General features: G+C 44.8%; 22 protein-coding genes and 2 tRNA genes. 8 read left to right on the top strand and 16 right to left on the bottom strand.

Annotation, left to right across the window (positions count from 1 at the left end):
* The first annotated feature begins 312 nt into the window (after nucleotides 1–312).
* Together VJL_RS09025 and VJL_RS09020 are read left to right on the top strand one after the other, a co-directional pair.
* Entirely contained in the window at nucleotides 313–1,875 is a 1,563-nt protein-coding gene (locus tag VJL_RS09025) for a DUF1800 domain-containing protein (RefSeq protein ID WP_038877336.1), read from the top strand.
* Between the two features lie 9 nt (nucleotides 1,876–1,884).
* Nucleotides 1,885–3,210 (top strand): DUF1501 domain-containing protein, encoded by a 1,326-nt coding sequence (locus VJL_RS09020; RefSeq protein WP_038877332.1) that lies wholly within the window; start codon nucleotides 1,885–1,887, stop codon nucleotides 3,208–3,210.
* A gap of 87 nt (nucleotides 3,211–3,297) precedes the next feature.
* On the opposite strand, the gene VJL_RS09015 is transcribed toward VJL_RS09020, so the two are convergent.
* Nucleotides 3,298–4,395 (bottom strand): ketoacyl-ACP synthase III, encoded by a 1,098-nt coding sequence (locus tag VJL_RS09015; RefSeq protein WP_038877328.1) that lies wholly within the window; start codon nucleotides 4,393–4,395, stop codon nucleotides 3,298–3,300.
* Nucleotides 4,396–4,560: 165 nt separating this feature from the next.
* Here VJL_RS09015 and trxC point away from each other — a divergent pair, with 165 nt between their 5' ends.
* On the top strand, nucleotides 4,561–4,995 hold the full coding sequence (gene trxC / locus VJL_RS09010) for a thioredoxin TrxC (RefSeq protein WP_038877325.1): 435 nt from the start codon (nucleotides 4,561–4,563) through the stop codon (nucleotides 4,993–4,995).
* A gap of 176 nt (nucleotides 4,996–5,171) precedes the next feature.
* Nucleotides 5,172–6,332: an MFS transporter gene (locus VJL_RS09005; protein ID WP_038877322.1), complete on the top strand. Its 1,161-nt coding sequence runs from the start codon at nucleotides 5,172–5,174 to the stop codon at nucleotides 6,330–6,332.
* A gap of 111 nt (nucleotides 6,333–6,443) precedes the next feature.
* Here the strand turns inward: VJL_RS09005 and VJL_RS09000 are convergent, their stop codons facing one another.
* Nucleotides 6,444–7,343 (bottom strand): helix-turn-helix transcriptional regulator, encoded by a 900-nt coding sequence (locus tag VJL_RS09000; RefSeq protein ID WP_038877320.1) that lies wholly within the window; start codon nucleotides 7,341–7,343, stop codon nucleotides 6,444–6,446.
* A 52-nt stretch (nucleotides 7,344–7,395) separates the two neighbouring features.
* On the opposite strand from VJL_RS09000, the gene VJL_RS08995 reads away from it, so the two are divergent.
* Nucleotides 7,396–8,781: an MATE family efflux transporter gene (locus VJL_RS08995; protein ID WP_038877318.1), complete on the top strand. Its 1,386-nt coding sequence runs from the start codon at nucleotides 7,396–7,398 to the stop codon at nucleotides 8,779–8,781.
* Nucleotides 8,782–8,794: 13 nt separating this feature from the next.
* Here the strand turns inward: VJL_RS08995 and VJL_RS08990 are convergent, their stop codons facing one another.
* Together VJL_RS08990 and VJL_RS08985 are read right to left on the bottom strand one after the other, a co-directional pair.
* The gene (locus tag VJL_RS08990; protein ID WP_038877315.1) at nucleotides 8,795–9,190 is read right to left on the bottom strand and encodes a nitrous oxide-stimulated promoter family protein; all 396 of its coding nucleotides are present in this window, start codon (nucleotides 9,188–9,190) and stop codon (nucleotides 8,795–8,797) included.
* Between the two features lie 14 nt (nucleotides 9,191–9,204).
* Nucleotides 9,205–9,714 carry a GNAT family N-acetyltransferase gene (locus VJL_RS08985; RefSeq protein ID WP_038877313.1) on the bottom strand — a complete coding sequence of 170 codons (510 nt, stop codon included), beginning with the start codon at nucleotides 9,712–9,714 and terminating at the stop codon, nucleotides 9,205–9,207.
* Between the two features lie 72 nt (nucleotides 9,715–9,786).
* Between VJL_RS08985 and VJL_RS08980 the strand changes: the two genes are divergently transcribed.
* Nucleotides 9,787–9,981 (top strand): DUF2986 domain-containing protein, encoded by a 195-nt coding sequence (locus VJL_RS08980; protein WP_038865783.1) that lies wholly within the window; start codon nucleotides 9,787–9,789, stop codon nucleotides 9,979–9,981.
* A gap of 72 nt (nucleotides 9,982–10,053) precedes the next feature.
* Here the strand turns inward: VJL_RS08980 and VJL_RS08975 are convergent, their stop codons facing one another.
* Together VJL_RS08975 and VJL_RS08970 are read right to left on the bottom strand one after the other, a co-directional pair.
* On the bottom strand, nucleotides 10,054–12,222 hold the full coding sequence (locus VJL_RS08975) for a TonB-dependent receptor (RefSeq protein WP_038877311.1): 2,169 nt from the start codon (nucleotides 12,220–12,222) through the stop codon (nucleotides 10,054–10,056).
* A gap of 89 nt (nucleotides 12,223–12,311) precedes the next feature.
* Nucleotides 12,312–13,052, bottom strand: a complete 741-nt coding sequence (locus tag VJL_RS08970) for a siderophore ferric iron reductase (RefSeq protein ID WP_038877393.1) — start codon at nucleotides 13,050–13,052, stop codon at nucleotides 12,312–12,314.
* A gap of 418 nt (nucleotides 13,053–13,470) precedes the next feature.
* On the opposite strand from VJL_RS08970, the gene VJL_RS08965 reads away from it, so the two are divergent.
* A complete protein-coding gene (locus VJL_RS08965) occupies nucleotides 13,471–14,802 on the top strand; it encodes an anaerobic C4-dicarboxylate transporter (RefSeq protein WP_038877310.1) in 1,332 nt (443 codons plus the stop codon).
* A 102-nt stretch (nucleotides 14,803–14,904) separates the two neighbouring features.
* On the opposite strand, the gene VJL_RS08960 is transcribed toward VJL_RS08965, so the two are convergent.
* Nucleotides 14,905–15,393, bottom strand: a complete 489-nt coding sequence (locus tag VJL_RS08960) for a LabA-like NYN domain-containing protein (protein ID WP_038865790.1) — start codon at nucleotides 15,391–15,393, stop codon at nucleotides 14,905–14,907.
* A 127-nt stretch (nucleotides 15,394–15,520) separates the two neighbouring features.
* On the opposite strand from VJL_RS08960, the gene VJL_RS08955 reads away from it, so the two are divergent.
* The gene (locus VJL_RS08955; RefSeq protein WP_038877307.1) at nucleotides 15,521–15,961 is read left to right on the top strand and encodes a DUF4174 domain-containing protein; all 441 of its coding nucleotides are present in this window, start codon (nucleotides 15,521–15,523) and stop codon (nucleotides 15,959–15,961) included.
* A 21-nt stretch (nucleotides 15,962–15,982) separates the two neighbouring features.
* On the opposite strand, the gene cobA is transcribed toward VJL_RS08955, so the two are convergent.
* The 9 genes from cobA to VJL_RS08910 all read right to left on the bottom strand — a co-directional run bounded on the left by cobA (nucleotide 15,983) and on the right by VJL_RS08910 (nucleotide 25,369).
* Nucleotides 15,983–16,741, bottom strand: coding sequence for a uroporphyrinogen-III C-methyltransferase (gene cobA / locus VJL_RS08950; protein WP_038877305.1), 759 nt, complete (start codon nucleotides 16,739–16,741; stop codon nucleotides 15,983–15,985).
* Between the two features lie 206 nt (nucleotides 16,742–16,947).
* Nucleotides 16,948–17,796, bottom strand: coding sequence for a formate/nitrite transporter family protein (locus VJL_RS08945; protein ID WP_038865796.1), 849 nt, complete (start codon nucleotides 17,794–17,796; stop codon nucleotides 16,948–16,950).
* Between the two features lie 185 nt (nucleotides 17,797–17,981).
* Nucleotides 17,982–18,305, bottom strand: a complete 324-nt coding sequence (gene nirD / locus VJL_RS08940) for a nitrite reductase small subunit NirD (RefSeq protein WP_038877303.1) — start codon at nucleotides 18,303–18,305, stop codon at nucleotides 17,982–17,984.
* A gap of 13 nt (nucleotides 18,306–18,318) precedes the next feature.
* Nucleotides 18,319–20,883: a nitrite reductase large subunit NirB gene (gene nirB, locus VJL_RS08935; protein ID WP_038877301.1), complete on the bottom strand. Its 2,565-nt coding sequence runs from the start codon at nucleotides 20,881–20,883 to the stop codon at nucleotides 18,319–18,321.
* Between the two features lie 276 nt (nucleotides 20,884–21,159).
* A complete protein-coding gene (locus VJL_RS08930; RefSeq protein WP_038877298.1) occupies nucleotides 21,160–22,641 on the bottom strand; it encodes a nucleoside hydrolase in 1,482 nt (493 codons plus the stop codon).
* 77 nt (nucleotides 22,642–22,718) lie between these two features.
* Nucleotides 22,719–24,071 carry a sensor domain-containing diguanylate cyclase gene (locus VJL_RS08925; RefSeq protein WP_307718618.1) on the bottom strand — a complete coding sequence of 451 codons (1,353 nt, stop codon included), beginning with the start codon at nucleotides 24,069–24,071 and terminating at the stop codon, nucleotides 22,719–22,721.
* A 128-nt stretch (nucleotides 24,072–24,199) separates the two neighbouring features.
* Nucleotides 24,200–24,694, bottom strand: a complete 495-nt coding sequence (locus VJL_RS08920) for a hypothetical protein (RefSeq protein ID WP_038877295.1) — start codon at nucleotides 24,692–24,694, stop codon at nucleotides 24,200–24,202.
* A 351-nt stretch (nucleotides 24,695–25,045) separates the two neighbouring features.
* Nucleotides 25,046–25,119 (bottom strand) — tRNA-Cys (locus VJL_RS08915).
* Between the two features lie 176 nt (nucleotides 25,120–25,295).
* Nucleotides 25,296–25,369: transfer RNA gene (locus VJL_RS08910), tRNA-Cys, on the bottom strand.
* Between the last annotated feature and the right edge of the window lie 208 nt (nucleotides 25,370–25,577).

The following is a 25,577-nucleotide window of genomic DNA, read 5'->3' as shown; positions in this document are numbered from 1 at the left end:
AGTCAGACGTAATTTCTGACATGTGACCCCGTCCAATATTTCTACGTATTCAAAAAAGTTTCACATTTTATTTGAGTTCGATCACAACGGATTGGTAGCAATACTATTCAGTCACTTATCCGTTTTTTCTTATCTCAAATTAAGACCTAGCCAGACTATTTTCTGTAATTGATAGCTTTGATAGTGATTTTTACCGTCTATAATCCGTCTTGCAGCTGCTTGATTTCACTAAATTTATTAATTAGCTCATTTCGAGCTTCATGACTCCCGTTAAATGGATTTAAGTCGTTCCTTTGGGTAAGCGAGTTAACTATGAGACGTCAGAAACAAAACGAAATTTCTTGTTGGGTGCTTGGCTTTGTCGCAATGCTGCTGTTCTTTGTTGGTCCGGTTTCAGCTGATGAAGATGACCCAGATTTAGCCGATGCCCGCTTTATCTATCAAACCACATTTGGTCCAACACCTCAGTTAATCGAACAGGTTAAGCGAAGCAGTTACCAAGATTGGATTACAGAACAAATTCTTTTGCCTCCCACTTTTCACAGTGATCTTTACTCCACGTCGTTTAGCAAAGGTGCGCAAGCTAATCGAGAAAATGCGTGGTATCAAACCGTTCTCACCGCGGATGATCAGTTGAGACAGCGAATGGCATACGCACTTAGTCAAATTTTGGTCGTGTCCCGCTATGGAGGAATTCTTTCTAGCAAACCCGATGGTTTAATCAATTATTACGATTTGTTGGTTGAGCATGCATTTGGCAACTATCGAGATTTGCTTTTTCATACAGCGAAACATCCAGTGATGGGCAACTATCTCTCAATGATGGGCAGTGCAAAAGAAAATATCGTCACAGGTGCCCTACCTGATGAAAACTTTGCTCGCGAATTGATGCAGCTTTTTACTATTGGGTTATACCAACTCAACCTTGATGGTAGTGTTAGATTTGACCAAGAAACCGGACAACCGCTTGCAACATATTCGCAAGCAGACATACAAGAATTGGCTCGTGTCCTTACAGGTTGGAACAAGTCAGATACTTTGTTTGTGAAGCCAATGCGCGTCATTAACAGCCGTCACGATACGGGCGAAAAAACGGTATTGGGCACCATCATCCCAGCCGGATTGACAGCAGAGGAAGAACTAAATCGAGTTGTTGATCTCTTGATGGCACACGACAACATTGCGCCATTTGTGTCTAAGTTGTTGATTCAACGATTTGTGACTTCCAACCCAACGCCAGAATACATCGCAAGAGTCGCCTCGGTGTTTAACAACAATGGTAAAGGAGTGAAAGGCGACTTGAATGCCGTGATCAAAGCCGTTTTGCTCGATGACGAAGCCAGAGGTTTAACCGCTCATCGCCCCATGAAAGTCAAAGAACCAATCCTCGTACTTACTAATTTTCATCGCGCTGCGGGGTTCACCCTAACCGCCACGCGATACGATGGCGCAGTGACATTAATGAACATTGCAAACCAAGGACCTTTGCGTTCTCCTTCTGTATTCAACTTTTATTCTCCCAATTACCAACCTTCATCGGATTTCGTCTTTACAGGTATGGTCTCACCCGAATATGAACTGTTTGACTGGTCTGTCTACAGTGAACTGGTCAATTTTATGCTCTATAGCGTACGCAAAGAATCCGGCGCCACTTATACGCTTGATATGGACGAGCTCTACAGCTTGTTAGACAACCACCCCGCGCTAGTAGACGCGATTGATGCGCGTTTCTTTGCTAACACAGCGTCAACTGGATTGAAGCAAGTAATGCTCGATGTCCTCGACAACTATCAAACCAACTATGTACCCAAAACCAAACTTGCCTTGGTGATATTCACTGCGGTATCTGGCAATGAATTTTATATTCAAGATTAGGAGCGAATTATGGACACTTCACGTCGAAACTTTATCAAAGGAACCGCTTCTCTTGGTGCATTGGCAACGGTTGGGCTACCAGGTTACACACTCGCCTCACCAAACAACGATTTTCGAGCGTTAATCTGTGTGTATTTAGCGGGTGGGAATGATGCGATTAACACGATATTACCATTGTCTGATTTTCATTATGACCAATATGCGAGTGTCAGAGGCAAACTGTCTGTCGCTAAAAATACGATCATTCCGATTGGCCTCAATGCAAAAGACAACCAAGGTAATACCGTCCCTTTAGGAATGCACCCTAAACTTGCACGACTATCTGAGATGTTTGATAACGGTGACGCCACCGTCGTGCTCAATAGCGGAATTCTAGAACAACCAATGACGAAACAGGCGATCGAATCTGGTGATGTACCGTTACCAGACCAACTGTTCTCACATAATTCTCAGACAAACTCTTGGTTACGCGGTGGCATGGACGAATTTACCAACCTTGGCTGGGCAGGCAGAATGTTGGATGTAATGAGCCCTTCTTCTGAAATAACGCCTCTTTATAGCGTGCATGGTGATTCACTTTGGCTGCGAGGATTAGAACAACGTCAAACGGTATTGAAAAAAGACCGAGCAGTACAGCTAAGTGCCTTGGGCAATCCTTTGTACAAAGAGATTTACGACCAACTTCAATCGACACCAACAAACAATCCATTCAGTGGCCATTTCAATCTCATGGTGGATGAGTCGATGACCATGAGCGGTGTTTTATCTCAACAGTTGAATGATGTCGATAACGCCCCTCTGTTTACCTCCAGTACATTGGGGAAACAAATGCAGACGGTCTATAAATTGATTGCTAGCCAAGGAGTGTTGAATCAACAACGCCAAGTCTTCTTTGTTAAGCACACCGGTTATGACGTCCATGATTCACAGTTGTCTAAGCACCCTGCATTACTTGGCGATCTCGCCACAAACCTCTTTGCTATGTATCGAGCTATCGAACGCTTGGGATTGAGTGACAATGTCACGACATTTACGATGTCTGACTTTGGGCGAAGAATGACAAATAATGGTAACGGTACCGACCATGGCTGGGGCGGGCATCAGTTATTAATTGGCGGAGCCGTAAAAGGTTCCCAACCTATTGGAACTTGGCCTGAGCTGGTCTTAGATGGCGAAGATGACTATTCCAAAGGTCGTTTGATTCCGAAAATAGCAGCGGACCAAGTTGGCGCTACACTCGCACAATGGATGGGGATTGGTGACAATGCAGCGTTAGATTATGTGTTCCCAAACATTCGAAGCTTCTCTTCATCAAATCTTGGTTTTATGTCTTAACGCCTGCGAAGAAATAGGTACAAAAAAGGGAGCCTTGTGCTCCCTTTCGCTTATTGCTTGTTTTGACCAGTTAACCGCGAGCGCTAGTTATGCGTCTTCACCACGTGGGCGTTCGTTACAAAGCTTAATAGCACGCTCTAGTAACTCAAGTGCAGACTTGTCACTCTCAGGTAACACAGCGTCGCTTTCTGCAATTGGCGTTACGCGGTCACCCCACTTCAGCACCGCAGCACCCCATGTTAGGCCAGCACCGAACGCTGCTAATAGCATGTTGTCGCCTGGCTTAACACGGCCTTGTTCTAGCGCTTCACATAATGCGATTGGCACCGTCGCTGCCGAAGTGTTGCCGTAGTTTTGGATGTTCACAAACGCTTTTTCTTGCGGGATACCAGAAAGATCACACAGTGTTTGGATGATACGGATGTTTGCTTGGTGCGGGATTACCACGTCAATTTGATCTGTGGTTAGTTCTGAAGCTTTCAAAACCGTTTTCGCCGCTAGACCCATGCCTTTTACGGCGCGTTTGAAGATCTCTTGACCTACAAAGTTGAAGTCCCAGTAACCGTTGTCTTCCGCAAAGCGATCCATGCATGTACCAAACTTAGGTACAGAAAGGATGTCGCGCCCTTTTGCATCACAACCAATTTGCGATTGCAATAGACCGGTTTCTTGTTCTGTACGAGTCAGAACAACGGCCCCTGCACCATCGCCGAACAGTACGGCAGTATCGCGCATTGCCCAGTCGATGTAGAAAGAAAGACGCTCAGCACCAATAATGATTGCGTTTCGATAGTTGCCCGATTGAATCAAACGTGTACCTGTTTCTAGGCCGTACACGAAGCCAGTACATGCCGCGTTTAAATCGAATGCAGCAGCAGAGCGAATACCAAGGTTTTGCTGAACCTTAGAAGCAATGTTTGGAATAAGAGAGTCAGGAGAGCATGTCGCAACAATGATCAGGTCGATGTCACTCGCTTCTACACCTGCACGAGCCATCGCGTGTTGCGCGGCTACCGTTGCCATGTCAGACGTGTTTACGTGGCTGATGCGACGGTTTTCAATACCAGTACGAGTGCGAATCCATTCATCTGAAGTTTCAAGGAAAGTGCTAAGGTCATCGTTAGAGAGCGTGGCTGGTGGAAGACATTTTCCCCAACCTGTAATTTCAGCGTAGTAATTTGTCATCGCAGACCTATTTATTGTTGTATTTTAATGAAATTTCTTAGAACCTGTTCAGGTCCAAATACAGACTTGCCGTCTTATAATTCGGCAGGCTAAAAAATAAGTATACAAATTATGAGGCTGACTGGTAAGTCATGTTTTCATCAAGTTGTCATAAAGGAAGAAGTCATGTCATCGTTTAAAACTCGTTGCCCGTCTTGTGGCGGTTTAAATCGTGTCCCTAATGAGCGAGTTGCAGAAGCTGCAAGTTGTGGCAAATGCAAAAACGCTCTATTTGATGGTGCACCGATAGAAGGCACTGTCGATAACTTCTCGGCGCTGCTAGAAAGTAACACGCCAGTTGTGGTTGATTTTTGGGCACCATGGTGCAATCCATGTGTTGGTTTTGCGCCTGTTTTCTCGGATGTGGCACAAGAACTGACCGGAAACGCTCGTTTTGTCAAGATTGATACCGAAGCGCAACAGCAGCTTGCCGCTCAATTTGGTATTCGTAGCATCCCAACCATTATGGTTTTCAAGAATGGCCAGCGCGTGGATATGATCAACGGCGCCCTACCGAAGACTCAATTCGATCAGTGGTTAAATCAGGCACTTAGCAAATAAATCCTTCCGCCAGCCTCACTTACAGGCTGGCGTTTTTATGCAGCATTTCCCCATAGAATTTCGATAAATTTCTTTTGTCGAAACGACTGAAATATATCGTTTTACTTGCCTATTAATTAGCCTCATATTCGCGCCGAATAACCCCTTAAATTTACTTAACTAATAGGCGCAAAACATTGGAAAACACAGTCGTTCCCGCAGCATCACCACGAGTCACAGTTCCGGTCGTAGCACTGTCTCTTTATGCAGTGGCATCAGGCTATTTGATGAGCTTGATTCCCCTCATGCTTGGTGAGTACAACATCTCTGCTGATTACGCGAGTTGGTTGGCGAGTGTGTTCTATGGCGGCCTATTGGTTGGTGCAATTTTCTTTGAGCGTGTCGTGCGAACCGTTGGGCACCGCAAAGCGTTTGTTGGATGTTTGGCGACCTTTTCTTTAACGATTATGGCAATGCCTATTCTTCCAAACGGTATGGTATGGCTTGTTGCCCGCTTTATCGCAGGTATGGCGGTCGCTGGCGTGTTTGTGATTGTTGAATCATGGCTAATGTCTGGTGATGAATCGTCTCGTGCGAAACGTTTAAGCCTGTACATGCTTTCTCTGTACGGTGGTTCTGCACTTGGTCAGTTCGGTATTGGTATCCTTGGTGTAAGCGGCGGTGTACCTTTTATCGCGATCACAACGTTGATCCTAATGGCAATGCTAGTATTGCTGTTCATCGATTGTGAACAACCAAACAGCCACGAATCAACCGCACTATCGTTTAAACAAATTTCTAAGCTAAGCCATGCTGCAATCATTGGTTGTATTGTTTCTGGCTTAACCTTGGGTGCAATCTACGGTTTGATGCCTGTAGAGCTAGCAAACCGTAAAATTAGTCACCAAGATATTGGTACCCTAATGGCACTTGTCATCCTTGGCGGCATGTTGGTTCAACCTATGGTGACCACATTAAACAAATACATGGCTCGTACAGTCTTGATGGCATTCTTCTGTATTTTGGGTATTTTCTCTATTGGTCTGACGTTTGTTTCTACCTCAGCGGTGGTTCTAGCAGTAGCGCTGTTCCTATTGGGAATGGCAACATTTGCACTGTATCCAATTGCAATCAACTTGGGTTGTGAAGGTTTAGAAGAGCGTTTCATTGTATCCGCAACACAAGTGATGTTGTTTAGCTACAGCATCGGCTCAGTTGCTGGTCCTGTGGTTGCTGATAAGTTCATGGGCCAAATGCACGGCTTGTTGGGCTATCTATTTGCGGCTTTGCTTGCGACTTGCATCTACATGCTCATCGCTGCAACAAAATCAAAGCATCAAATGGCTGCAGGTTTGTAATTCAAACCTCTGCAAAAAGACAAACAAAAACGAGGGTCATTGCCCTCGTTTTTTTGTTTCTGAATTCTCTACTTTATCGATTATTAGGTGATCATTAGAAATCAAAACGACTCATTGGTTTTGATTCTCCAGTAACCTCTTGCGATAACGTGTTGGCGAAGTGCCGTAGAACTTTTTAAATCGATGGGTGAAATTGTAAGGGTCACGATACCCCAAACGGTTGGCAATCATAGCTACTGACCAAGCTGGATACTGCAATAAGTCCGCGGCCTTGTGCATACGAAGCTCAATTAACTTGCTTCGCGGACTCATATTGAAAAGCTGTTTAGATAAACGGTTGAACTGTTCTTCACTGATAAAACACTGCTTGGCCATTTCAGCAATGGTCCAAGGCAAGTGTAACTGACCTTCAACTTCGTTAAAGAGTGTTTGAACACGCGATAGCGATGTACTGATCGGGGTTTCAACACTTTTTACCAATCGTTGCACTTCACTGATCAACAACTGACGAAACCCCGTTCGTCCCCCTATTTCGTTGTAGAGTAAGGTCATCAGTGACCATACCTGCTCAGAGCCCCTAAACGGCACCACGGTTTGACCCAAGTCAGAGAGATGCTGCCAAGCCTCTGTATTTTGGGGCAGAAGCCAAACCATCTTCCAGAGTCCTTTGCTTGGATTCATTTCAAATCGAAAACACGTATCTACGGGCAAAATAGTCAGCGTATAAGGCTCAATTTCTTTAACGAAACCCGGTGTAATCAAAACACCGCCACCTTCAATGGTAAACAGCAAGGTATGAACGCCCACTTTGTCTCGCTCGACATGGTAACCATCGCGCAGTTCAGCAAGCCCCGCCATAAAGATATCAGCTCGTTTCCATTCGGGGATTTCAGTTAGAGTCAGGAATCGTTCTTTACATGCGGGTGCTAAATGCACATCGTCGTGCCACTCTGTTTTGATGGCAAATTGTTCGATGACGGATTTGCACAGGTTTTGTGGTTTTTCGCACATGTATTTCTGTCCCTATTGACTTTATATTCCTCACAAATTTCGAGGAGTAACTATGACGAACAATATTGGCATCAAAAACAGCGACAACTCTTTATCTAGCGGGCTACTTAAGCAGATCGTCCGCTTGGGTTTCCCTGTCGCGATCCAGAGTGCGTTGGTGGCTATTCTCGCCTTGGCTGATGTTCTCATGGTTAGTGACTTTGGTAAAGAAGCAACCGCAGCTGTGGGAATTGCCTCAAAGTGGCACTTTGTTGCAATCATGATTATGGCTGGCTTAGCATCGGCAAACGGCACACTCGTTGCTCAATATTGGGGACGTGAAGACGCGGTAAGCGCCAAAACCGTTACTGGTATAGCGATTCGATTTGGTTTAAAAGTCTTGATTCCTGTTACCCTGATAATCACAGTCGGTAGCGAACTTATCATGCGTCTACAAACCAACGATACGCAAGTCATCGAACTCGGCTCCACTTACCTTTGGTATGCATTTCCTGTTCTGTTACTCACTCATATCATCATTGTTTTAGAAGCGAGCATGCGCTCTTCTGGTGACACCGTCACTCCTTTACTTTTGGGGGCGGTGACGATTGTTCTGAATATCGCACTTAACTTCTGGCTCATCAAAGGTGGTTTCGGTGTACCAGCAATGGGCGTTGCAGGTGCGGCTTTGGCGACAACGATTTCTCGCCTGTTCCAAGTTCTTGCAATGGTTGGTTACATGCGTTGGCGTAAGCATTGGTTATTGGAAATGAAAGAAGGTTCTGAGCGCCCTTCTTTGTGGCTCTCTTATCGCCGTTTGGCGCTTCCAATGACGTTAGGTGCATTGCTTTGGGCAATTGGCACTATGGTGTATCAAATGATCTTTGGGCATATGGGCACAACAGAACTTGCGGTATTCAGCATGTTAGGCCCGTTTGAGTCGCTATGTTATTCCATCTTCTTTGGTATTTCGGTGGCGTGCTCTGTGATGATTGGCCAGTCGTTAGGGCGTGATGCTTTTGAACAAGCTCAGTACATGGCAAGCTTCTTCATTAAAGCGGTTTTTGTGTTTGGTATTTCGATTGGTGCGTTACTGCTACTAAACCGAGAATTAATCATTGCTGCTTTGAACTTAGACAACCCTGAGCTCTACCCACTTGCAGCACCTGCGGTGGTGATTTTATGCAGCGCGATTTGGCTACGCATGCTTAACATGATTATCATCAACGGTATTATCCGAGCTGGCGGAGACAATGTATTTTGTTTGCGTATGGACTTTATCGCGATGTGGATGACAGGCTTACCTTTGTGTGCGGTTGCTGCGTTTGCACTAGGTTGGGAATTCAAATACGTTTACGCGCTGATGATCACCGAAGAAGTGGTGAAATTAGCATTGTGTTATCGCAGATACACGCAAAAGTACTGGATCAAAAATCTAACCATGGTGACGACTTCTTAACTAAGCACAATGGCTACGACTTCTTGGTTTCGCGTTCTGAGTTCATTCGCTTGTGACGATTGGATGCATTGGGAGCAGGCTTTTCTGGAACCTCACGTTTCTCATGAACCAAGTGGCGAATCGCTAAGATTGGATGTTTGAGTAACATTCGAGGCCCGGAATAGCGCATGATTAACCGCATTTGTTCTTTAGGGGCTGGTTTGTAGCAGTGAATTGGACATTTGTTGCAAGTCGGCTTGTCTTCTCCGTAAGGACAACGATCAAGGCGCACTTCTGCATATTCTAATAATTCACGACATTCTGTACACAACTCACCTTTCGTACTATGGTGATCTTTGCAATAGGCCTCAACCATAGCTTTAACGGTTTTAAATTCAGTGGCGAGTTTGCCCAGTAAAATGTCGCTCATTGTTCACCCTTTGATTACAGCGTCATGGTGTAGAGTTGTAAAGTTCGGCCATTATCGTAAGTCTGCTCAATACGTTCAAACTGAAAGCCCAATTTTTCTAGCAAACTTATACTACGATTATTGTCATTATTGGTGATGGCGACCAAGTTTTCTATTTTCATCTCGTCCCGAGCAAAATCAACCACGACACTCGCCGCTTCTTTTGCGTAACCTTTGCCATAAGCGCTAGGTAGATAACCGTAACCAATATCAAACGCCGTTAATGTGTCGCGTTTGACCAAACCACAAATGCCTATAGGTTGTTTATCATGATTGGTTTCTACCACCAGCAAACTGACGCCCTTGAGTTCTTGCATCCTTAGCATGTTGTCTTGAATGTAACGTTTTGCTTCTTCCAAGGTGCGAATTTGCTTGTCACCGACGAAGCGATAAAAGTCAGGCTGATTGTAGAGTTCTAAAACAAACGGCGCATCTTCTACACTAACAAGACGAAGTGTCAGGCGTTCTGTAATAAGTGTTTTCATAAGGGTTCCATTAGGCTTGTAACTTGGTGGAAAAATCACTATCCTGCCCCGCTAAATTAAAGGACCAACACCATGAACCGCAAGAAGAAAATCAACTCGATCTTAAAAGCGAAGTTGAAAAAACAAAATGCAAAGCTTCATAAGAGCAACAAGCCTCGCTACATCTCAAAAGCAGAGCGTGCGAAGATGGAAGCTGAAGAGCAAAACCAGACGGCAGAACAAACGTCTGAAAATGTGGCTGAAACGCAAACCACTGATGAAGCTTAAATAAGAAAAGCCGCATAACGCGGCTTTTTTATCCAAATTTAACGTGCTTATTTGTATTTCGAATACTGACGTTTAGTACTCAAGGCTGTAGTTAAACGTGAACGTACGACCTCTCCCCTTGTAGTCATAAGCAGAAGACTCATAGTGAGTCGCATACAGGATTTGCGCACGTTGTCCCCACACCGTGGTGTAATCCTCGTTAAATAAGTTTTGGATTCCGAATCCTAACTGACCCATAGGTAGCGTCACGTTACCCAATAGATCAAACGTTGTGTAGCCGTCTAACTTGTTATTGGCATTATCTTCATAATCAAACATGGTTTGGCTCTGTAGGCGTAACGCGTAGTCGTTTTGATACCAGGCCACCCAAGCATTCGCCTTTGATGAACTTGCTTTGCCTGCATTTAAATCTTCCCATTTGCCGTCAGTTTTTAGCTCAGACACCACATAGTGACCAGATGCACCGACGAGAACATCGCCAGTCACCCAGTAGTTGATGTTCGCTTCAGCACCGTAGACGCGTTGTTCATCATCGACATTCGTAATCAAAAGTGTGTTACGGTCGTATTTGATTGAGTTGTCGGATAATGAATAGTAACCCGCGGCTTGTAATGAAAGCACATCTTTATCCAGTCTGTAACCAATCTCATAACTGTCCGTTTTAATACCAGACATTTTTGAATCAGAGACGTTAATACTGTCTTGCAATACATAATGACCATTTGCATCGACCGCTTCATACGTCCCTTGACCATAATACTTCGCGGGGTCTGCTAATTGGAAACCTTGCGAGAAGTTCGCCCAAACTTGCGATTCATTATTGATCTGATAAATCGTGCCTAGGTTAAACAGACTTACCGAATAATCAGTACTGCCACCCGGTACGGAATCAGCAGATGTTCCTGCGCCCGCCGAAATTTTCTTTTGCACGCTGTATGCGACAAAATCATCTATCTTGTTATCCATATATTGGTAGCGATAACCGGCTTGCACAGACCAACCCTGGTTAATTTGGTAATCACCTTGAACAAACAACGCATAAGAAGACACATCGACACCAGGGTAACGACCGACTTGAGCGTATGTTTTATTTACTTGGTTGCCAGAGTCATTTGCAATGGTGGGATTAAACAGTGCTTGGTTGCTGTCAAATCGGTCTAGGTAGGCATCTACCCCATAAACTAAATTGAATGACTGCCAAGCCTTCGCTAACGCTAAGCGACCAGAAAAGACTTCGGTTTCTTGTTGAGATGCACTTTGGAAATAGGGAGTAAACGTCTGGTCTTCACTACGGTAAGAAACCTCACCAATTAATTGATGACCAAATACCGCGTCATGGCTGTAGCTGGCGCTTAAGAGCAAACGCTCTGTACCGTGTTCACGATCTGAATCAAACCCTTTACGTACATCCACAAAGTCGCGCCCGACAATGTACAAACCATAAGGCGAATCTTGCTGGCTATCGTAATACTGGGCAACAAGGTTAAGTTGGCTGGTTTCAGACGTTTGAATTTCTGTTGACCCCATGACGTCGAGCGTCGAATTATACTGAAGTGATCCTTGAGAGATATCTGGTGTGACAATGTGACCGTTCCCATCGTAAAAACCTTGCGTTTCACTGTACACGACGGCGCCACGTGCTGTGACTTTTTCGGTGCCACCAGAAATTGACTGTGCGACTTTGTAATCGAAGTCTTCACTGCTGTTAAAACCCGATGTACCACTAACAAAAGACTCAAATGCAAGATCTTCAGAAGCCGCTTTCTTAGTTACGATATTAATCACACCACCTGTCGCGCCAGCACCATAAATCGATGTGGCTCCTGAAAGCACTTCAATTCGTTCAATATTAAATGGGTCTATGGCTTCAAGTTGACGGCTGATGGGGCGAGAAGATTGCAGCGATACCCCATCTATCATCACAAGCATGGCTCGGCCGCGTAAGTTTTGACCGTAGTTGGTTCTTCCGCCGGTACCAACGTCCAATGACGGAATTGTCGCAGAGAGAATATCACCCAGCGTTTTACCCGCTCGATATTGTTGAGAAATTTGTTCTTGATCGACAAACCAAACGGTGCCGGGTATGTCCGAAATGGATTTAGGAACAACGCTACCTACGACCACCATTTGCTCGTCGGCATTTTCCTGTTGAAGAATAGATTGGTCAGCGAGGGCCTGTGCTGCATAGCCACTGCTCATCGCGAGCACGATGAGATTAAGAGAGAACTTCCTTTTTATCATTGTCTTTATCTTTTTATAAACTTAAAGAGATGGCAATAATACTCATTCGCACTAACATATCGAGCATTGTTACATATGTTATCAACATGTTAGCCCTGCATGTTTCTCGATCTGATTAACTGTTTATTTTTATCCGTTCTTGGGCAGTCTTCGCAGAGTTGTCTTCCTTCACATTTGTAAACCAGACAACAGCTCTTGCGTATTAATTTTAGTGGCTGCTCTTCGCCTACATTATACAAAGACGAGACGTTGGCCGTATTCAATCCAAGCGCCTCTAACCACAAATTGGCTTGGGCTTGAATCATCTCATTAGTAAATTGCGGAAAGTTTTGTTGTAGTCGTAGTAAGCAAGACATAACGCCATCAGACATCAATTGTTGAGTAAATCCGGGGCGAATTCTTGTCCATTCGCTCATTTGAATTTGGTAAAAGTCGTAAACCTCACGTATTTGCCCACCCGCTTCTTTTATTAAGTCCTCAATTTCCCCGTGAACATGTTGCTTATCAGGGAAACGGTAACCCGTGACAAAACCAGAGTGAACGTACTGTCCCATGCCTCTTAGGTTAGGTAGCGTGTGAAAGCCATAAATAGAAATGAATGCCACAAACATCGGTTGCCAACACAGTAAGTCCCATGTTCGAGTAAGCCAATAGGCTTTACCGGCCTCTGGGTGCACCTTTGAGAGCGTTTGATAGAGTTCTTGAACAATTGGATTGATGTCATTATCGAGATGGATAGCACCCGGTTCAATTACACCAATACTGCCATGTAAATAAGGCGTGACCTCTTTAGAGTAATGAAATAGTTGTTGGAAAAATTGCTCAGACATGGCTGTACTTACTGACGCTATCATTTGCAAGCAGTTATACTCAAGCACCAAAGCGAATGCAAATGGTTATCAGTATGATTTATTCCTTTACACTAATAATCAAATAACGATCAACAGGAAAAACTCGCTGCTTTTATTAAGTCCAAACTCAAGCCAACAAACATATAGAGCAAAATTCAAACAGAAATAACTCCAATCAGTGTACCAAAATGGTCAGGTTTAACCTTAGACACGGACGATTCAAACATTCCAACAACACCCTTTCAATGCACCATTAACACTGACACGGCTCAGCGTGAGTTATTCCCAATTATTGGACATTGCTGTTTCCTATAAAACAGAATGTGAACAAAGCTAAGTATTTTTTCCTTGAATACCGAAACAATAGAAGTCCCTGTTTCTAATAAGGAAATTAAACATGTTGTATCTTGAGTTTCTATTTTTGCTCGTGATGCTGTATATCGGCTCACGGTATGGCGGCATTGGTCTTGGTGTCGTTTCTGGTATTGGTTTGGTCATTGAGGTTTTCATCTTCAAGATGCCTCCAACCTCTCCGCCTGTGACCGTAATGCTGATCATCCTAGCGGTGGTCACTTGTGCCTCCATTCTTGAAGCCGCAGGTGGCTTAAAATACATGTTGCAAGTGGCCGAGCGCGTATTACGTAAGAACCCTAAACGCGTCACTCTTATTGCGCCGTTCGTGACTTACTTTATGACTTTCCTACTTGGTACTGGTCACGCGGTTTACTCTATCATGCCAATCATTGGCGACGTTGCGCTTAAAAACGGCATTCGTCCTGAGCGCCCTATGGCAGCAGCATCGGTTGCTTCTCAAATCGCCATTACTGCATCACCAATTTCAGCAGCAGTGGTTTACTACCTTGCACAATTGTCTGATATCCAACACGAGATCACCCTACTTTCTATTTTACTCGTTACTGTGCCTGCCACATTGTTCGGTACTTTGCTGATGTCCCTTTACAGCTTAAAACGCGGTAAAGAACTTGAAGACGATGAAGAATACCAAGAACGTCTAAAAGATCCGGTTTGGAGAGACAAGATCCTGAATACAACCGCAACTTCGCTCGATGAAATATTGCCCGTAAGCGCACGTAATTCAGTATTGCTATTCATTCTATCGATTCTCGTGATTGTAGTGATTGCTATGTGGCCGGAAGTTCGAACTATTGTCGACGGCGGCAAACCAATCAGTATGGCGGTGGTTATCCAAATGATGATGCTCTGCTTCGGCGGTATCATTCTGCTTGCGACAAAAACCGATCCACGTGATGTTCCGAACGGCGTGGTCTTCAAATCTGGTATGGTGGCGGCGATTGCTATCTTCGGTATCGCATGGATGTCAGACACCTACTTCCAATACGCAATGCCTCAATTTAAATCCGGCATCGTAGAGATGGTAACTAGCTACCCTTGGACCTTCGCTCTTGCACTATTCATCGTATCGGTTGTGGTGAACTCTCAAGCAGCGACAGCGCGTATGATGTTGCCAGTCGGTTTAGGTCTAGGTTTGGAGCCAGCACTGCTTATCGGCTTGATGCCAGCGGTTTACGGCTACTTCTTTATTCCAAACTACCCTTCGGATATCGCAACTGTGAACTTCGATACCTCAGGTACAACTAAGATTGGTAAGTGGTACTTCAACCACTCATTCATGTCTGTGGGTTTAATCGGCGTGATTGGTGCGTGTTGTTTGGGTTACTTACTAGGACAAATGATCATTCCTTCGTAAATCATCTGAATCAGAAATAAGGGGCGAGTCATTGTACGTTTGCGTACAGCCTGAAGTGACTCGCCCTTTCTTTGATTCTCGAAGCTATACAGCTAGGCGAGATCAGAGAAGAAAGTCTTCATCGATAGCGACGAAGTTATCGGCACAATCGATCAAGGTTTGAGACGTAAGCCTAGGTACACCATACACTGTGACTCTCTTATTGAAGCGCTGCTGAATTCGCTCAACCAGCAAGCAAAAGTCACCATCACCAGAGACCAATACGACTTCATCTACGTCTTGTGCTACTTCGATGGCATCAAGTGTAATACCCACATCCCAATCGCCTTTTGCACTACCGTCACGTCGCTGAATAAACGGTTTAAGCATGACTTCGAAGCCTACACCACGCAGGATATGATGAAATTGACGCTGCTTCGGGTCATTACTCGCAATCGCATAAGCTTTTGCACTCGCCACTTCTTTCCCTTGTGTCGCAACATACCAAAACTGGTTGTAATCAAAATTGCTGCGGTACGCTTCGCGGCAGGTGTAATACACATTCTGCACATCAACCAAGATGGCGATCTTTTGTTTGCTTTCCGAATTCATCAAGTTCTATGCCTTATTTGTTTGTGCCATACCCTAAGCGAACTTGCGCCAAAGCACAATGAACTAATTCCACTAAACTTATCGTATAACCTGATAATCGGAGTTTCGCGTTTCAAGGAGGGAAACCATGAACAAGCCTACTATAGCCCTGTTGCTTTCATGCCTCATATCAAGTGCCGCGTTTGGTTACCCTGCCCACTCTCAATATTGGCCACACCGCAGCGTCTTATATTTTGCGCCAGAAAACGACAATCATGTGAAACAGTTTTTGCTAGAGGCTTTAATGAATGAGTGTGAACTTGAAGACAGAGACGTGATAACGCTCGTCATTGCAGAAGATGGGTATACAGAGCCGTATTGGTTGAAAGAAGAGTTTGACCTTAAGATGCTAGCCAAACTTTACGAAGTGAAACAAGGCCAACACACGGCGATTCTATTAGGTAAAGATGGTGAAGAGAAACACCGCTGGGGAGCGAAAACCGATTGGCAATTCATCAACAATCTGATCGATGAAATGCCAATGCGTAAAAGGGAGATGCAGCAGAAACGCAGTCCTTGCGCGATCTAACGCTTAAGATTAAGTCTTCGGCTACTTGCCGAACCAATCCAATTTGTTGTGCAGTTGAGTAACGCTACCAACCACAATCAATGCTGGGCTCACGGCATGCTCTGCCATGCTCGATAGCTCGTTCAACTTTCCTTGGAACACGCGCTGCTCTGGGCGCGTGCCGTTTTCAATAATGGCGCATGACATCTCAGGATCTAACCCGTGAGTGACCAGCTTATCCATAATGTGGCCGCTTTGCTTCAAACCCATGTAGAACACAAGTGTGTTATTGGATTGTGCTAGAGAACGCCATTCAATTTCGCGCCCATCTTTTTGTACATGACCCGTGATGAACTGTACGCTTTGTGCATGGTCACGGTGCGTTAATGGAATACCGGCATAAGCCGTTGCACCCGCTGCTGCTGTGATACCCGGAACCACTTCGTATTTGATACCAAATTCCGCTAGTTCTTCTAGCTCTTCACCACCACGGCCAAAGATAAATGAATCACCGCCCTTTAGACGCACAACGCGTTTACCTTCTTGCGCTTTCTGCACCAAGATTTGGTTGATTTGATCTTGAGGTACGCAGTGAAAGTCCAACTTCTTGCCAACATAGATCATCTCTGCTGATGCGTGAGCCAATTCCAGAATGTCTTTCGACACCAATCGGTCGTAAACCACAACTTCGGCAGCTTGAATGGCTTTTAAGCCTTTTACGGTAAGCAGATCTGGGTCACCAGGACCGGCACCAACAAGAGAAACAAAGCCGCTGTTTAAAGATGAGTTAACAGTAGTCATATCAACGCCTATCGAAAAATTTAGATATAAAGAGTAACACTCGCGTTATGCACTTAGGGTTAAAACCACTCTAAGGAGTTATTACTTTTTATAGCTAAACCAATAAATATGTCGCGAAAGCGAAAGTTAAAAATTGAAATCCAGGTTGGAGAATGGTCCCGCCCATCCAGAAGCGGGACCATATTAAGTGTGTTACCAGTGAATGGTTATTTAGCCATTGCTGGCTGTGCTTTTACTTCTTCTTCAGCATTGATAGAAGGCGCAGTTTTTGCGTGAGTTAGGTACAGTGGAATACAAGTCATCACTAGACCACCAACAATGTTACCTAGGATGGTTGGGATAAGGTTGAAGTTCAACCAAGTCGCGATGCCAAAATCAGCACCTAGGATCATACCTAGTGGGAATAGGAACATGTTTACTACTGTGTGCTCAAATACTAATGCGAAGAAGATGAAGATTGGGAACCACATCATTGCCACACGACCAGATACTGAACGGGCAGTCATGTTGCCGATAACGCCCAGACACACCATTAGGTTACAGAAGATGCCGCGTACGAAACACGTGATCCATCCGTCCATCCCCATGTTTTCAAAACCAAGGCTACGCGCGGTAGAAACAGCGACAAATTTCTTCGCTACTGCGTTCAGTTCTAGAGAGAAGTTACCTGTTAGAGAGATAGCAACTAGGTAAGCAACGATTAGAGAACCGATAAGGTTACCCAAACCGACAAGACCCCAACAACGGAAGATGCGGCCCCAAGTGATGCCTGGACGGTTTGCAAACTTAGCTAAAGGAGCAAGACCGAATACGCCAGTAACGAGGTCGTAACCCATCACACTTAGAATCACGAAACCAACAGGGAAGACAAGTGCACCTACAATACCAACGCCAGTTTGAACGATAGTCGTAATCGCAACAACGACCGCAAGTGACAGGATAATACCTGCCATTGTGCCGCGAAGTAGCAAATCGCGAGTGCTGGTGTTTGTTTTCGCTTCACCCACGTTAATCATGGTTTGTACGAATTCAGCAGGTTTAAAGTCTGTAGACATGAATGTGTCCTTATTCAAAAGTTGAAAGTTAAAAATTAAAGATTGAATAGAGAAAGGCTTCCCGTTAACTCAGTAACACCTTGCTTCCTTGTCCCCCCGCAGGTGAACATCGAAAAGCCTTTACCTATTAAATCTAGATTTCGGTTCATTCCCTCCCCCGAAGAGAAGGGAATTTAACCAAGCTCTTATGCTGAGATTTCGACTTTGCCTTTTGTTACACGCGTTTTGTACGCTTTCACGTTAAAGTGTTCGTCTTCCATGCACGCACCTGTTTTCAGGTTAAAGCGTTGTTTCTTAAGTGGGCTTGCCACCCAAAGCTCGCCTTGGTGCTCACAGATCAAACCGCGAGAGAGCACGTTTGATTGGAAAAAAGGGTCTGTGTTGCTAATCGCTAGCACTTCTTCCGCTTCAGTTGGACGGAATACCGCTACTTGTTGACCATCAACCAGTGCACAAACACCTGTGCCCGGTACGATGTCGCTGATTTGGCAAATCTTTTCAAATGACATAATCAACCTTCCCTTATGCTTCTGTAATCGCTACGTGTAGGATGTCGCCTTTCGCTTCAGGGTGCTTCTCCGTGAAGGTTGCTGGGCGGTGCTGTTCGCGTTCTTGCACAAACACAACATTGTCATCGCGTTTGTCTGAGTTAACGAAGTGTGCAAAACGAGTCAGCTGTGATTCATCATTAATGGTTGCAGTCCACTCACACTCGTACTCATCGACCAGTTTCGCAACATCAGTTTCTAGCTGAGCATTAATGCCAAGTTTGTCGTTAACAATCACTTCGCGTAGGTAGTCAACGCCACCTTCCATGTTTTCCATCCAAACTGATGTACGTTGTAGTGGCGCAGCAGTACGGATGTAGAACATCATGAAACGGTCGATGTACTTGATCAGAGTCTCTTTGTCTAAGTCGCTCGCTAGTAGGTCTGCATGACGAGGTTTCATACCGCCGTTACCACATACGTACATGTTCCAGCCGGCGTCAGTCGCGATAATGCCAAGGTCTTTACCTTGTGCTTCCGCACACTCACGAGTACAGCCAGAAACACCGAACTTCATCTTATGAGGGGTACGAATGCCTTTGTAACGGTTCTCGATGTAAGAACCTAGACCAACAGAATCTTGAACACCGTAACGACACCAAGTAGAGCCAACACATGTCTTCGCCATACGAAGTGCTTTTGCGTACGCTTGACCTGTTTCGAAACCAGCGTCGATAAGCTTGCGCCAGATCTCTGGAAGATCATCTTTTTGAGCACCAAACAGACCAATACGTTGAGCACCAGTTACTTTGGTGTATAGGTTGTATTCTTCAGCAACGTTCGCTAGCGCACCCAGTGCTTGAGGCGTTACTTCACCACCCGCCATACGTGGGATTACTGAATAAGTACCGTCTTTTTGGATGTTACCTAGGAAGTTATCGTTCGTGTCGTGCAGCTTAACCAGTTGTGGCTTAAGAATGTGCTCACCCCAGCAAGAAGCCAAGATAGAACCAGCCAGTGGTTTACAAACTTCACAGCCGTAACCTTTACCGTATTTCTCTAGAAGCTCATCAAACGTTTTGATCTCTTCAATGCGGATTAGGTGGAACAACTCTTGGCGTGAGTATGCAAAGTGCTCACACACGTCGTTCTTCACTTCGATACCAGATTTAGCAAGCTCAGCATTTAGAACAGAGGTCACTAGAGGAATACAACCACCACAGCCTGTACCTGCGCCTGTTACTGCTTTGATGTCGCCCAATGCGTGGTGACCATCAGCAACTGCTTGTGCGATCTTGCCTTTTGTCACGTCGAAACATGAACAAATAACCGCGCTCTCCGGCAATGCGTCTGCACCCAAAGAAGGTTTTTCAGCCCCTGCGTGTGCTGGTAGGATCAACGCATCTGGGTGTTCTGGTAGGTCGATTTCGTTCAGCATAAGCTGTAGAAGATCACCATAGTCAGACGTATCGCCAACCATTACTGCACCTAGCAGTTTCTTGTTGTCTTCCGATACGATAAGACGTTTGTAAACTTCTTGTTCTTCGTTTTGGTAAACGTAACTCTTACAGCCTTCAGTGCGACCGTTCGCATCACCGATAGAACCAACTTTCACACCAAGCAGTTTTAGCTTCGCAGACATGTCAGCGCCTTCGAACTTGCTTTCCGTGTTTCCAAGTAGGTGATCCACTGCAACCGTCGCCATCTTGTAGCCAGGAGCCACAAGACCGTAGAACATTTCGTTCCAAGATGCGCACTCACCGATAGCGTAGATGTTTTCATCAGACGTTTGGCAGTAGTCGTTAATGGCAATACCACCACGTGGCGCAACGTCTAGGTCCATCTGACGAGCCAGTTTGTCTTGAGGTCGGATACCTGCCGAAAATACAATGAAGTCTGTTTCTAGTTCAGTGCCGTCAGCGAAACGCATAACGTTGCGTGCGCTTTCCCCTTCTGCGGCAATCTCAAGCGTGTTTTTGCTGGTGTGAACGTTCACGCCCATACGCTCGATTTTTTGACGAAGCTGATTGCCACCAGCAAGGTCAAGCTGCTCAGCCATCAGTTTTGGTGCGAACTCAACCACGTGAGTTTCCACACCCAGAGCTTTTAACGCGCCTGCAGCTTCAAGGCCTAGAAGACCACCACCGATAACCACACCAGATTTGCTTTTCTTCGCACACGCTTCGATCGCTTTTAGATCTTCGATAGTGCGGTAAACAAAACAGTCTTTGCTTTCATGACCTTTGATAGGCGGTACAAATGGGAATGAGCCAGTAGCAAGAATCAGCTTGTCATATTTAATTTCACGACCTGTGCTTGAATAAACAATACGGTTTTCACGGTTGATGTTAATCGCGCGCTCACCGATCAACATATTGATGCCGTGTTTCTCGTAGAAGCCTTCTTTTACTAAAGAAAGTTCATCTGCAGTATGGTGAGAAAAGTAAGAGGAAAGGTGCACACGGTCGTATGCGACTCGAGGTTCTTCACAAAAAACCGTGATATCCATATTAGAGACATCGGTTTTCTCGACTAAGTCTTCGATGTAACGGTGGCCTACCATACCGTTACCGACGACTACTAGCTTCAACTTGCTCATTGTACTTCCTAAGGGTTAGGTTCTTAACTGTCTGCATTGTTAATTGTGAAAGAAAATTAATACATGATGTAAATCAATTACGGAATTAAACTACCCTAAAGGGGTAGGAGCACTTTTTAACCCGTATTTAAACCTTTGCTTTCGTAACTTAAACAAAATTAATGTAACCCGAATAAAATAAGATCACCCTTTTTGTCATATTTCTTAATAACAAACAAAAAGCAAGCACCAAAACACTTGCCTTTTCTGTTCAAAAAATTATTTAAATTCAGTCAATTAGACAATACCTCGAGACGTACCTACCCTCCGTCCTTCTTCCATTTCCCATTGAATGCCGTATTTGTCTATCCAGTAGAAAAAGGAAATCGGGAATCCGTCGAGCTTTTCAGGATGATATTCATCCGACGTATTGATCATGGTTACCCCTTCTTGTTGTTTTAAGTAACGGAAGACTTCACCACAGTTTGAAACTTCTAGCGCGACATGACGAGGGCCGCCCAAGTCATAAGTTTTTGGTTGAGGGGGTATGTCTTTTGTCCCGATTGGTGTGTGATATTTCATCAATTCAAGATAGACCGACGCATAAGGATGCTTCACAAACAGCACGTCAACGACAACATCTTGTCCAGCTAAACCTGCATCTTGGTTAAACTCGGCCATACTCACACTGCGGTAATCCATTTTTTGCCGCTGATCATCAAGTGCGCGTTCAAAACCGAGCACTCGCTGGTAGTAATCAGCCGCAGTATCAACATCATCGACAATGACATTGATATGAGATAACCCAAGTACAAATGCACCAATGTCGCGCTCCGCTAAACGCTTGAGCATTTCCGGTTCAGCATCTGGCGATACTTCAACTACATAGTCGACCTCTCGTCCCTGCTCTATCGATTCATTGCAAACCAGATAGGCTTTCTCTTTGTGTTTGTCCGTATCACTTGCCGCGATCTCCACCTTGGCCTCCCAAGAATGAGACACAAACCATTCTGGATTTACCACATAAGCTGCAGCAACCATGTCGAAAGGAATGAACCCTTCTTTTGCACCAAAGATCAGCTTCCACTCTGTCCACCAAATCATTGAGTGTTGTTCCAGAAAGTGACTTAAACTGCTGGCGTGGCTCATGGCTCTTAGTTCAGAAAAGTTCACCCAGACATCCGCACACACCTCAAAAGGAACCAATGTTAAAGGTACATCGCTACTTAAAAGTACTTCGAAAGCCGCTTCGTCGACCTCAAAGTTGAGATCGCGAAATGGACGCGTTTGATGTTTGCTCGCGACAAAATGCTGGTCGGTACTGCGGCGGCCTGCAACACAAACGATCTTTTCGATGTTGTGAAGCACATCAGGGTAATGTTTAATCAGCAGTGCAATATTGGTTAACGCACCAATTGCCAAAATAGTCAGAGGCTCTTGTTTTAGTTGATCAGCAAGATCGGTAACGGCTTTTGGAACCCCCACAGCAGAGTCAAAGAAGCTTGCACTTCCCTTTGAAACACTCAGATATGTCGGACCAAACTTTTGGATAAAAGACTGTGCGATTTCAGTCGTCACTTCAATATCGTCGCAGTTACCCAATGTAGAGCTTACTCCAACAATATCCACTTCTTGGCTTCGAAGTAACAAGCCCAGTGCATACCCGTCATCGACATCACATGGCTTTAAACCACTCTTGTGACCAATGGTGATATCAGTATCCACCCATAAACGTGTTTGTGAGCCGCAAAACTGTTTATCTTCCCCAATATGATGCATGGAGACTCCTTTCTCTTTGCTATTTTTTGAATTTAGTTTGGCCAGCGTGGGCCGGTGAAAAACTGGACAAATACCAGTTAAATTTGGATAGGCTTCGCCATGATCACCGTATTTCGGCCAGTGTCTTTGGCGGTGTATAGGTTTTTATCTGCAATTTCAAAAGCACGCTCTAGCGCTGCCTGACAGGATTCAAAGGTTGGTTCTTGTGCTGAGAGTGTTATTGGAACAGCGCCAACAGAGATAGTAACTACACCAGATGGTTGATTCTTCATATGTGGTATCGAGAGTGTTTCTACGGCCTGCCTTATACGTTCGACTTTAGAATTAAGAACGTCAGGATTGTTACCATAAACGAGCAGAGCAAACTCCTCCCCACCCAAACGATAAGACGGCTGGTCTGCCCCAAGCTGTGAACGGAATACTTCCGCCACGTCACAAAGTGCGTTATCCCCTTCGGTATGGCCATAGGTGTCGTTAAACTTTTTAAAGTTATCGATATCACACAGAACAAAGCAGACATACTCCATAGTCTTGAGTGAATCTCGAACAAAGAACGGCGCGCTACGTTTATACAAAAACCGAGAACCAACCCCTGTCAGCGTATCAGTATCTGTTTGTTGACGAAGCACACGAAGTTGATTTTTGATCTTGGTGATCAAGCTAGAATATGAGCGTGCCAACTCGCCAATTTCATCAGAACGTCGGATTTCCGGAATATGGGATTGATCTATTTTCTCAATGTCTTTCTTCATCGAAGTAGACAAACGCTTTAATGGGCTAACGATCCACATCGTAACGACATAGATAAGTATCATTGAAATCAAGATGGCAATGAGCGCTTCACGACTTAGCTCTTTGATGAGGTTTAACTTGATATGGTCGAGCTGGCTTGCATCCAACACTGCCCAGATGTAGCCACCGTTATTGTTACGAAGTGGTAGGCAAACATGCAGCACTGACAAGGTAGAATCGTAATAGAAGTCAGTTTGACGTAGCACATCCTTATTCCAAGGTAATTCTGTCTCCCTGTTTAAACGCTGGCTATCTTGCAACGCATCGAGGTCGATGCTCGTTTTGTTTACCAGATATTGGAGCTTATTCCGTTTTATCTCATCTTCATCAGGCGTCATTGAAAGCATACGAAGTAGATTATCTTTTTGCCCCTTTAAGCTGCCTACTTCGTAATCACTGACATCAATCCGCCATACTTGGTTGGTTTGAGCGAGGTAACGCACAGCTACCTCTTGAGTTTTGTAATCCGATACGCCAGACACTTCGACAAAAAGCAAATCATCGATAGCACTCAAATTTGCCTTAGTAGATGGCATCATTAAGTTTGCGTAATTCCGCCCTGCGATCGATCCAGACAAGAAGGTCATTTGAGAAGAAAGGTGAGTTTTTGCCATGGTCGCAGCATGTTCAATGCGCATATCCCATTCGCTCTGGAACCGAGTCAATGACAAACCAAAGATAATCGACATCACTAACACCAGATGCGAAACAAACAACATCTGGTTAATCGTAAGCCAACCAAAAACTCGCGTGCTCATTTTTACTACTACTTGTCTTTGTACACACCTAAGACAGGCTCTGCACACGTTCCGTTGATACAGATATCTTGATAGGTCGTGTGACAGCTTTGACAAAAAGAAGGTTCGAGAGATGGATGAGTATGACTGATGTCTTTTCCTTGACGATCATAACTTCCGTATATCGCCATACCGCCAATGTGCTCTGTTACCCAAACGATGCCATCGACTTCAGAAATGGCAACGGCTGTTGGACCATCGGTATATGGTCCGTGGGTTTTATATTGTTCTAGTTTTGCTGGATTAACTCGGATCGTCAGTGGCGAACCCTGACCATTATTGATCCAGCTATAAGCTCGAACAGATTCTTGTATAAAAAGAGAAGTATCTGGAGGTAGAACCGTGTCTGCTGGTAGGTTTTGTGACTCTTTTACAACAGGCCAATCGAGCCACCCGTCTGGGTAACTGGCCATTGAAGCAGCGAAAGTTGAACAAGACGCAGCACTTAACACCAAGGCTAGCATTCGCCTGCTTTTACGACTAAACACGTGTTTTTCTCCCTAAAACAACAATGGGCTCGTCCTGAGCCAAAATCTAACAATGTCATATATTAACAATACGTTATACATGATGTTATCAATTAGCCTTTAGTAATGCACCAAGTTTATAATTAACAACGTTCTGTTAATAGAGTTGAATGTGCAAAACTGGAACATAAAATTGTGGTGTTAAGTCGAAAATGAGGATTACGTCGAATTTGACGCAATAAATATCGGTTACTGATGAGTAAATTTATGAACAAACGTCTTAAATTTTCACTTATTGAGTGAATGGTCAGAGGTCTTAAGTGAAGTGATTATGTATTAAAGAGAAAATGGAGGCGCCTCCCGGAGTCGAACCGAGGTCCACGGATTTGCAATCCGCTGCATAGCCACTCTGCCAAGGCGCCATTTTGTCGTTTCTAAGAAGAAACATTGAGGTTTTCGTTAGGGTTAACCCTTTCGATGGTCAATGCGACAGATTCTATTCAAATTTTCTAGAAGCTAAATCAGCCTCAAATAATTTAAATAAACACACTAACCTAATCGTACGTTCGATAATGAGATGCGATGGTACTCAATCGAATGGAGGCGCCTCCCGGAGTCGAACCGAGGTCCACGGATTTGCAATCCGCTGCATAGCCACTCTGCCAAGGCGCCTTAACGATTTTTGTTCTCTGAGACTTTAAAAATCTCAACCTACGAGAGATGGTGCCCCGAGCCGGAATTGATGGTCCGACACTCGGCCGGTCAACTCGACGGCGGGATGTTAAATCCACGCACTCAATTTGCGGATGGTGCCCCGGGCCGGACTTGAACCGGCACAACGCGAACGTCGAGGGATTTTAAATCCCTTGTGTCTACCAAT

It is taken from the genome of Vibrio jasicida CAIM 1864 = LMG 25398 (assembly GCF_000400365.1).
GTDB classification, from domain to species: Bacteria; Pseudomonadota; Gammaproteobacteria; order Enterobacterales; family Vibrionaceae; genus Vibrio; species Vibrio jasicida.
The sequence above is the reverse complement of the archived record's forward strand: the minus strand, read 5'-3'. Positions and strand labels throughout refer to the sequence as shown.

What these genes read in the sequence shown, in the direction of transcription:
- VJL_RS09025 (WP_038877336.1), top strand. Translation starts at nt 313, where the DNA reads ATGAGACGTCAGAAACAAAACGAAATTTCTTGTTGGGTGCTTGGCTTT.
- VJL_RS09020 (WP_038877332.1), top strand. Translation starts at nt 1,885, where the DNA reads ATGGACACTTCACGTCGAAACTTTATCAAAGGAACCGCTTCTCTTGGT.
- VJL_RS09015 (WP_038877328.1), bottom strand. Translation starts at nt 4,395, where the DNA reads ATGACAAATTACTACGCTGAAATTACAGGTTGGGGAAAATGTCTTCCA.
- trxC (WP_038877325.1), top strand. Translation starts at nt 4,561, where the DNA reads ATGTCATCGTTTAAAACTCGTTGCCCGTCTTGTGGCGGTTTAAATCGT.
- VJL_RS09000 (WP_038877320.1), bottom strand. Translation starts at nt 7,343, where the DNA reads ATGTGCGAAAAACCACAAAACCTGTGCAAATCCGTCATCGAACAATTT.
- VJL_RS08995 (WP_038877318.1), top strand. Translation starts at nt 7,396, where the DNA reads ATGACGAACAATATTGGCATCAAAAACAGCGACAACTCTTTATCTAGC.
- VJL_RS08990 (WP_038877315.1), bottom strand. Translation starts at nt 9,190, where the DNA reads ATGAGCGACATTTTACTGGGCAAACTCGCCACTGAATTTAAAACCGTT.
- VJL_RS08985 (WP_038877313.1), bottom strand. Translation starts at nt 9,714, where the DNA reads ATGAAAACACTTATTACAGAACGCCTGACACTTCGTCTTGTTAGTGTA.
- VJL_RS08980 (WP_038865783.1), top strand. Translation starts at nt 9,787, where the DNA reads ATGAACCGCAAGAAGAAAATCAACTCGATCTTAAAAGCGAAGTTGAAA.
- VJL_RS08975 (WP_038877311.1), bottom strand. Translation starts at nt 12,222, where the DNA reads ATGATAAAAAGGAAGTTCTCTCTTAATCTCATCGTGCTCGCGATGAGC.
- VJL_RS08970 (WP_038877393.1), bottom strand. Translation starts at nt 13,052, where the DNA reads ATGTCTGAGCAATTTTTCCAACAACTATTTCATTACTCTAAAGAGGTC.
- VJL_RS08965 (WP_038877310.1), top strand. Translation starts at nt 13,471, where the DNA reads ATGTTGTATCTTGAGTTTCTATTTTTGCTCGTGATGCTGTATATCGGC.
- VJL_RS08960 (WP_038865790.1), bottom strand. Translation starts at nt 15,393, where the DNA reads ATGAATTCGGAAAGCAAACAAAAGATCGCCATCTTGGTTGATGTGCAG.
- VJL_RS08955 (WP_038877307.1), top strand. Translation starts at nt 15,521, where the DNA reads ATGAACAAGCCTACTATAGCCCTGTTGCTTTCATGCCTCATATCAAGT.
- cobA (WP_038877305.1), bottom strand. Translation starts at nt 16,741, where the DNA reads ATGACTACTGTTAACTCATCTTTAAACAGCGGCTTTGTTTCTCTTGTT.
- VJL_RS08945 (WP_038865796.1), bottom strand. Translation starts at nt 17,796, where the DNA reads ATGTCTACAGACTTTAAACCTGCTGAATTCGTACAAACCATGATTAAC.
- nirD (WP_038877303.1), bottom strand. Translation starts at nt 18,305, where the DNA reads ATGTCATTTGAAAAGATTTGCCAAATCAGCGACATCGTACCGGGCACA.
- nirB (WP_038877301.1), bottom strand. Translation starts at nt 20,883, where the DNA reads ATGAGCAAGTTGAAGCTAGTAGTCGTCGGTAACGGTATGGTAGGCCAC.
- VJL_RS08930 (WP_038877298.1), bottom strand. Translation starts at nt 22,641, where the DNA reads ATGCATCATATTGGGGAAGATAAACAGTTTTGCGGCTCACAAACACGT.
- VJL_RS08925 (WP_307718618.1), bottom strand. Translation starts at nt 24,071, where the DNA reads ATGCGCATTGAACATGCTGCGACCATGGCAAAAACTCACCTTTCTTCT.
- VJL_RS08920 (WP_038877295.1), bottom strand. Translation starts at nt 24,694, where the DNA reads ATGCTAGCCTTGGTGTTAAGTGCTGCGTCTTGTTCAACTTTCGCTGCT.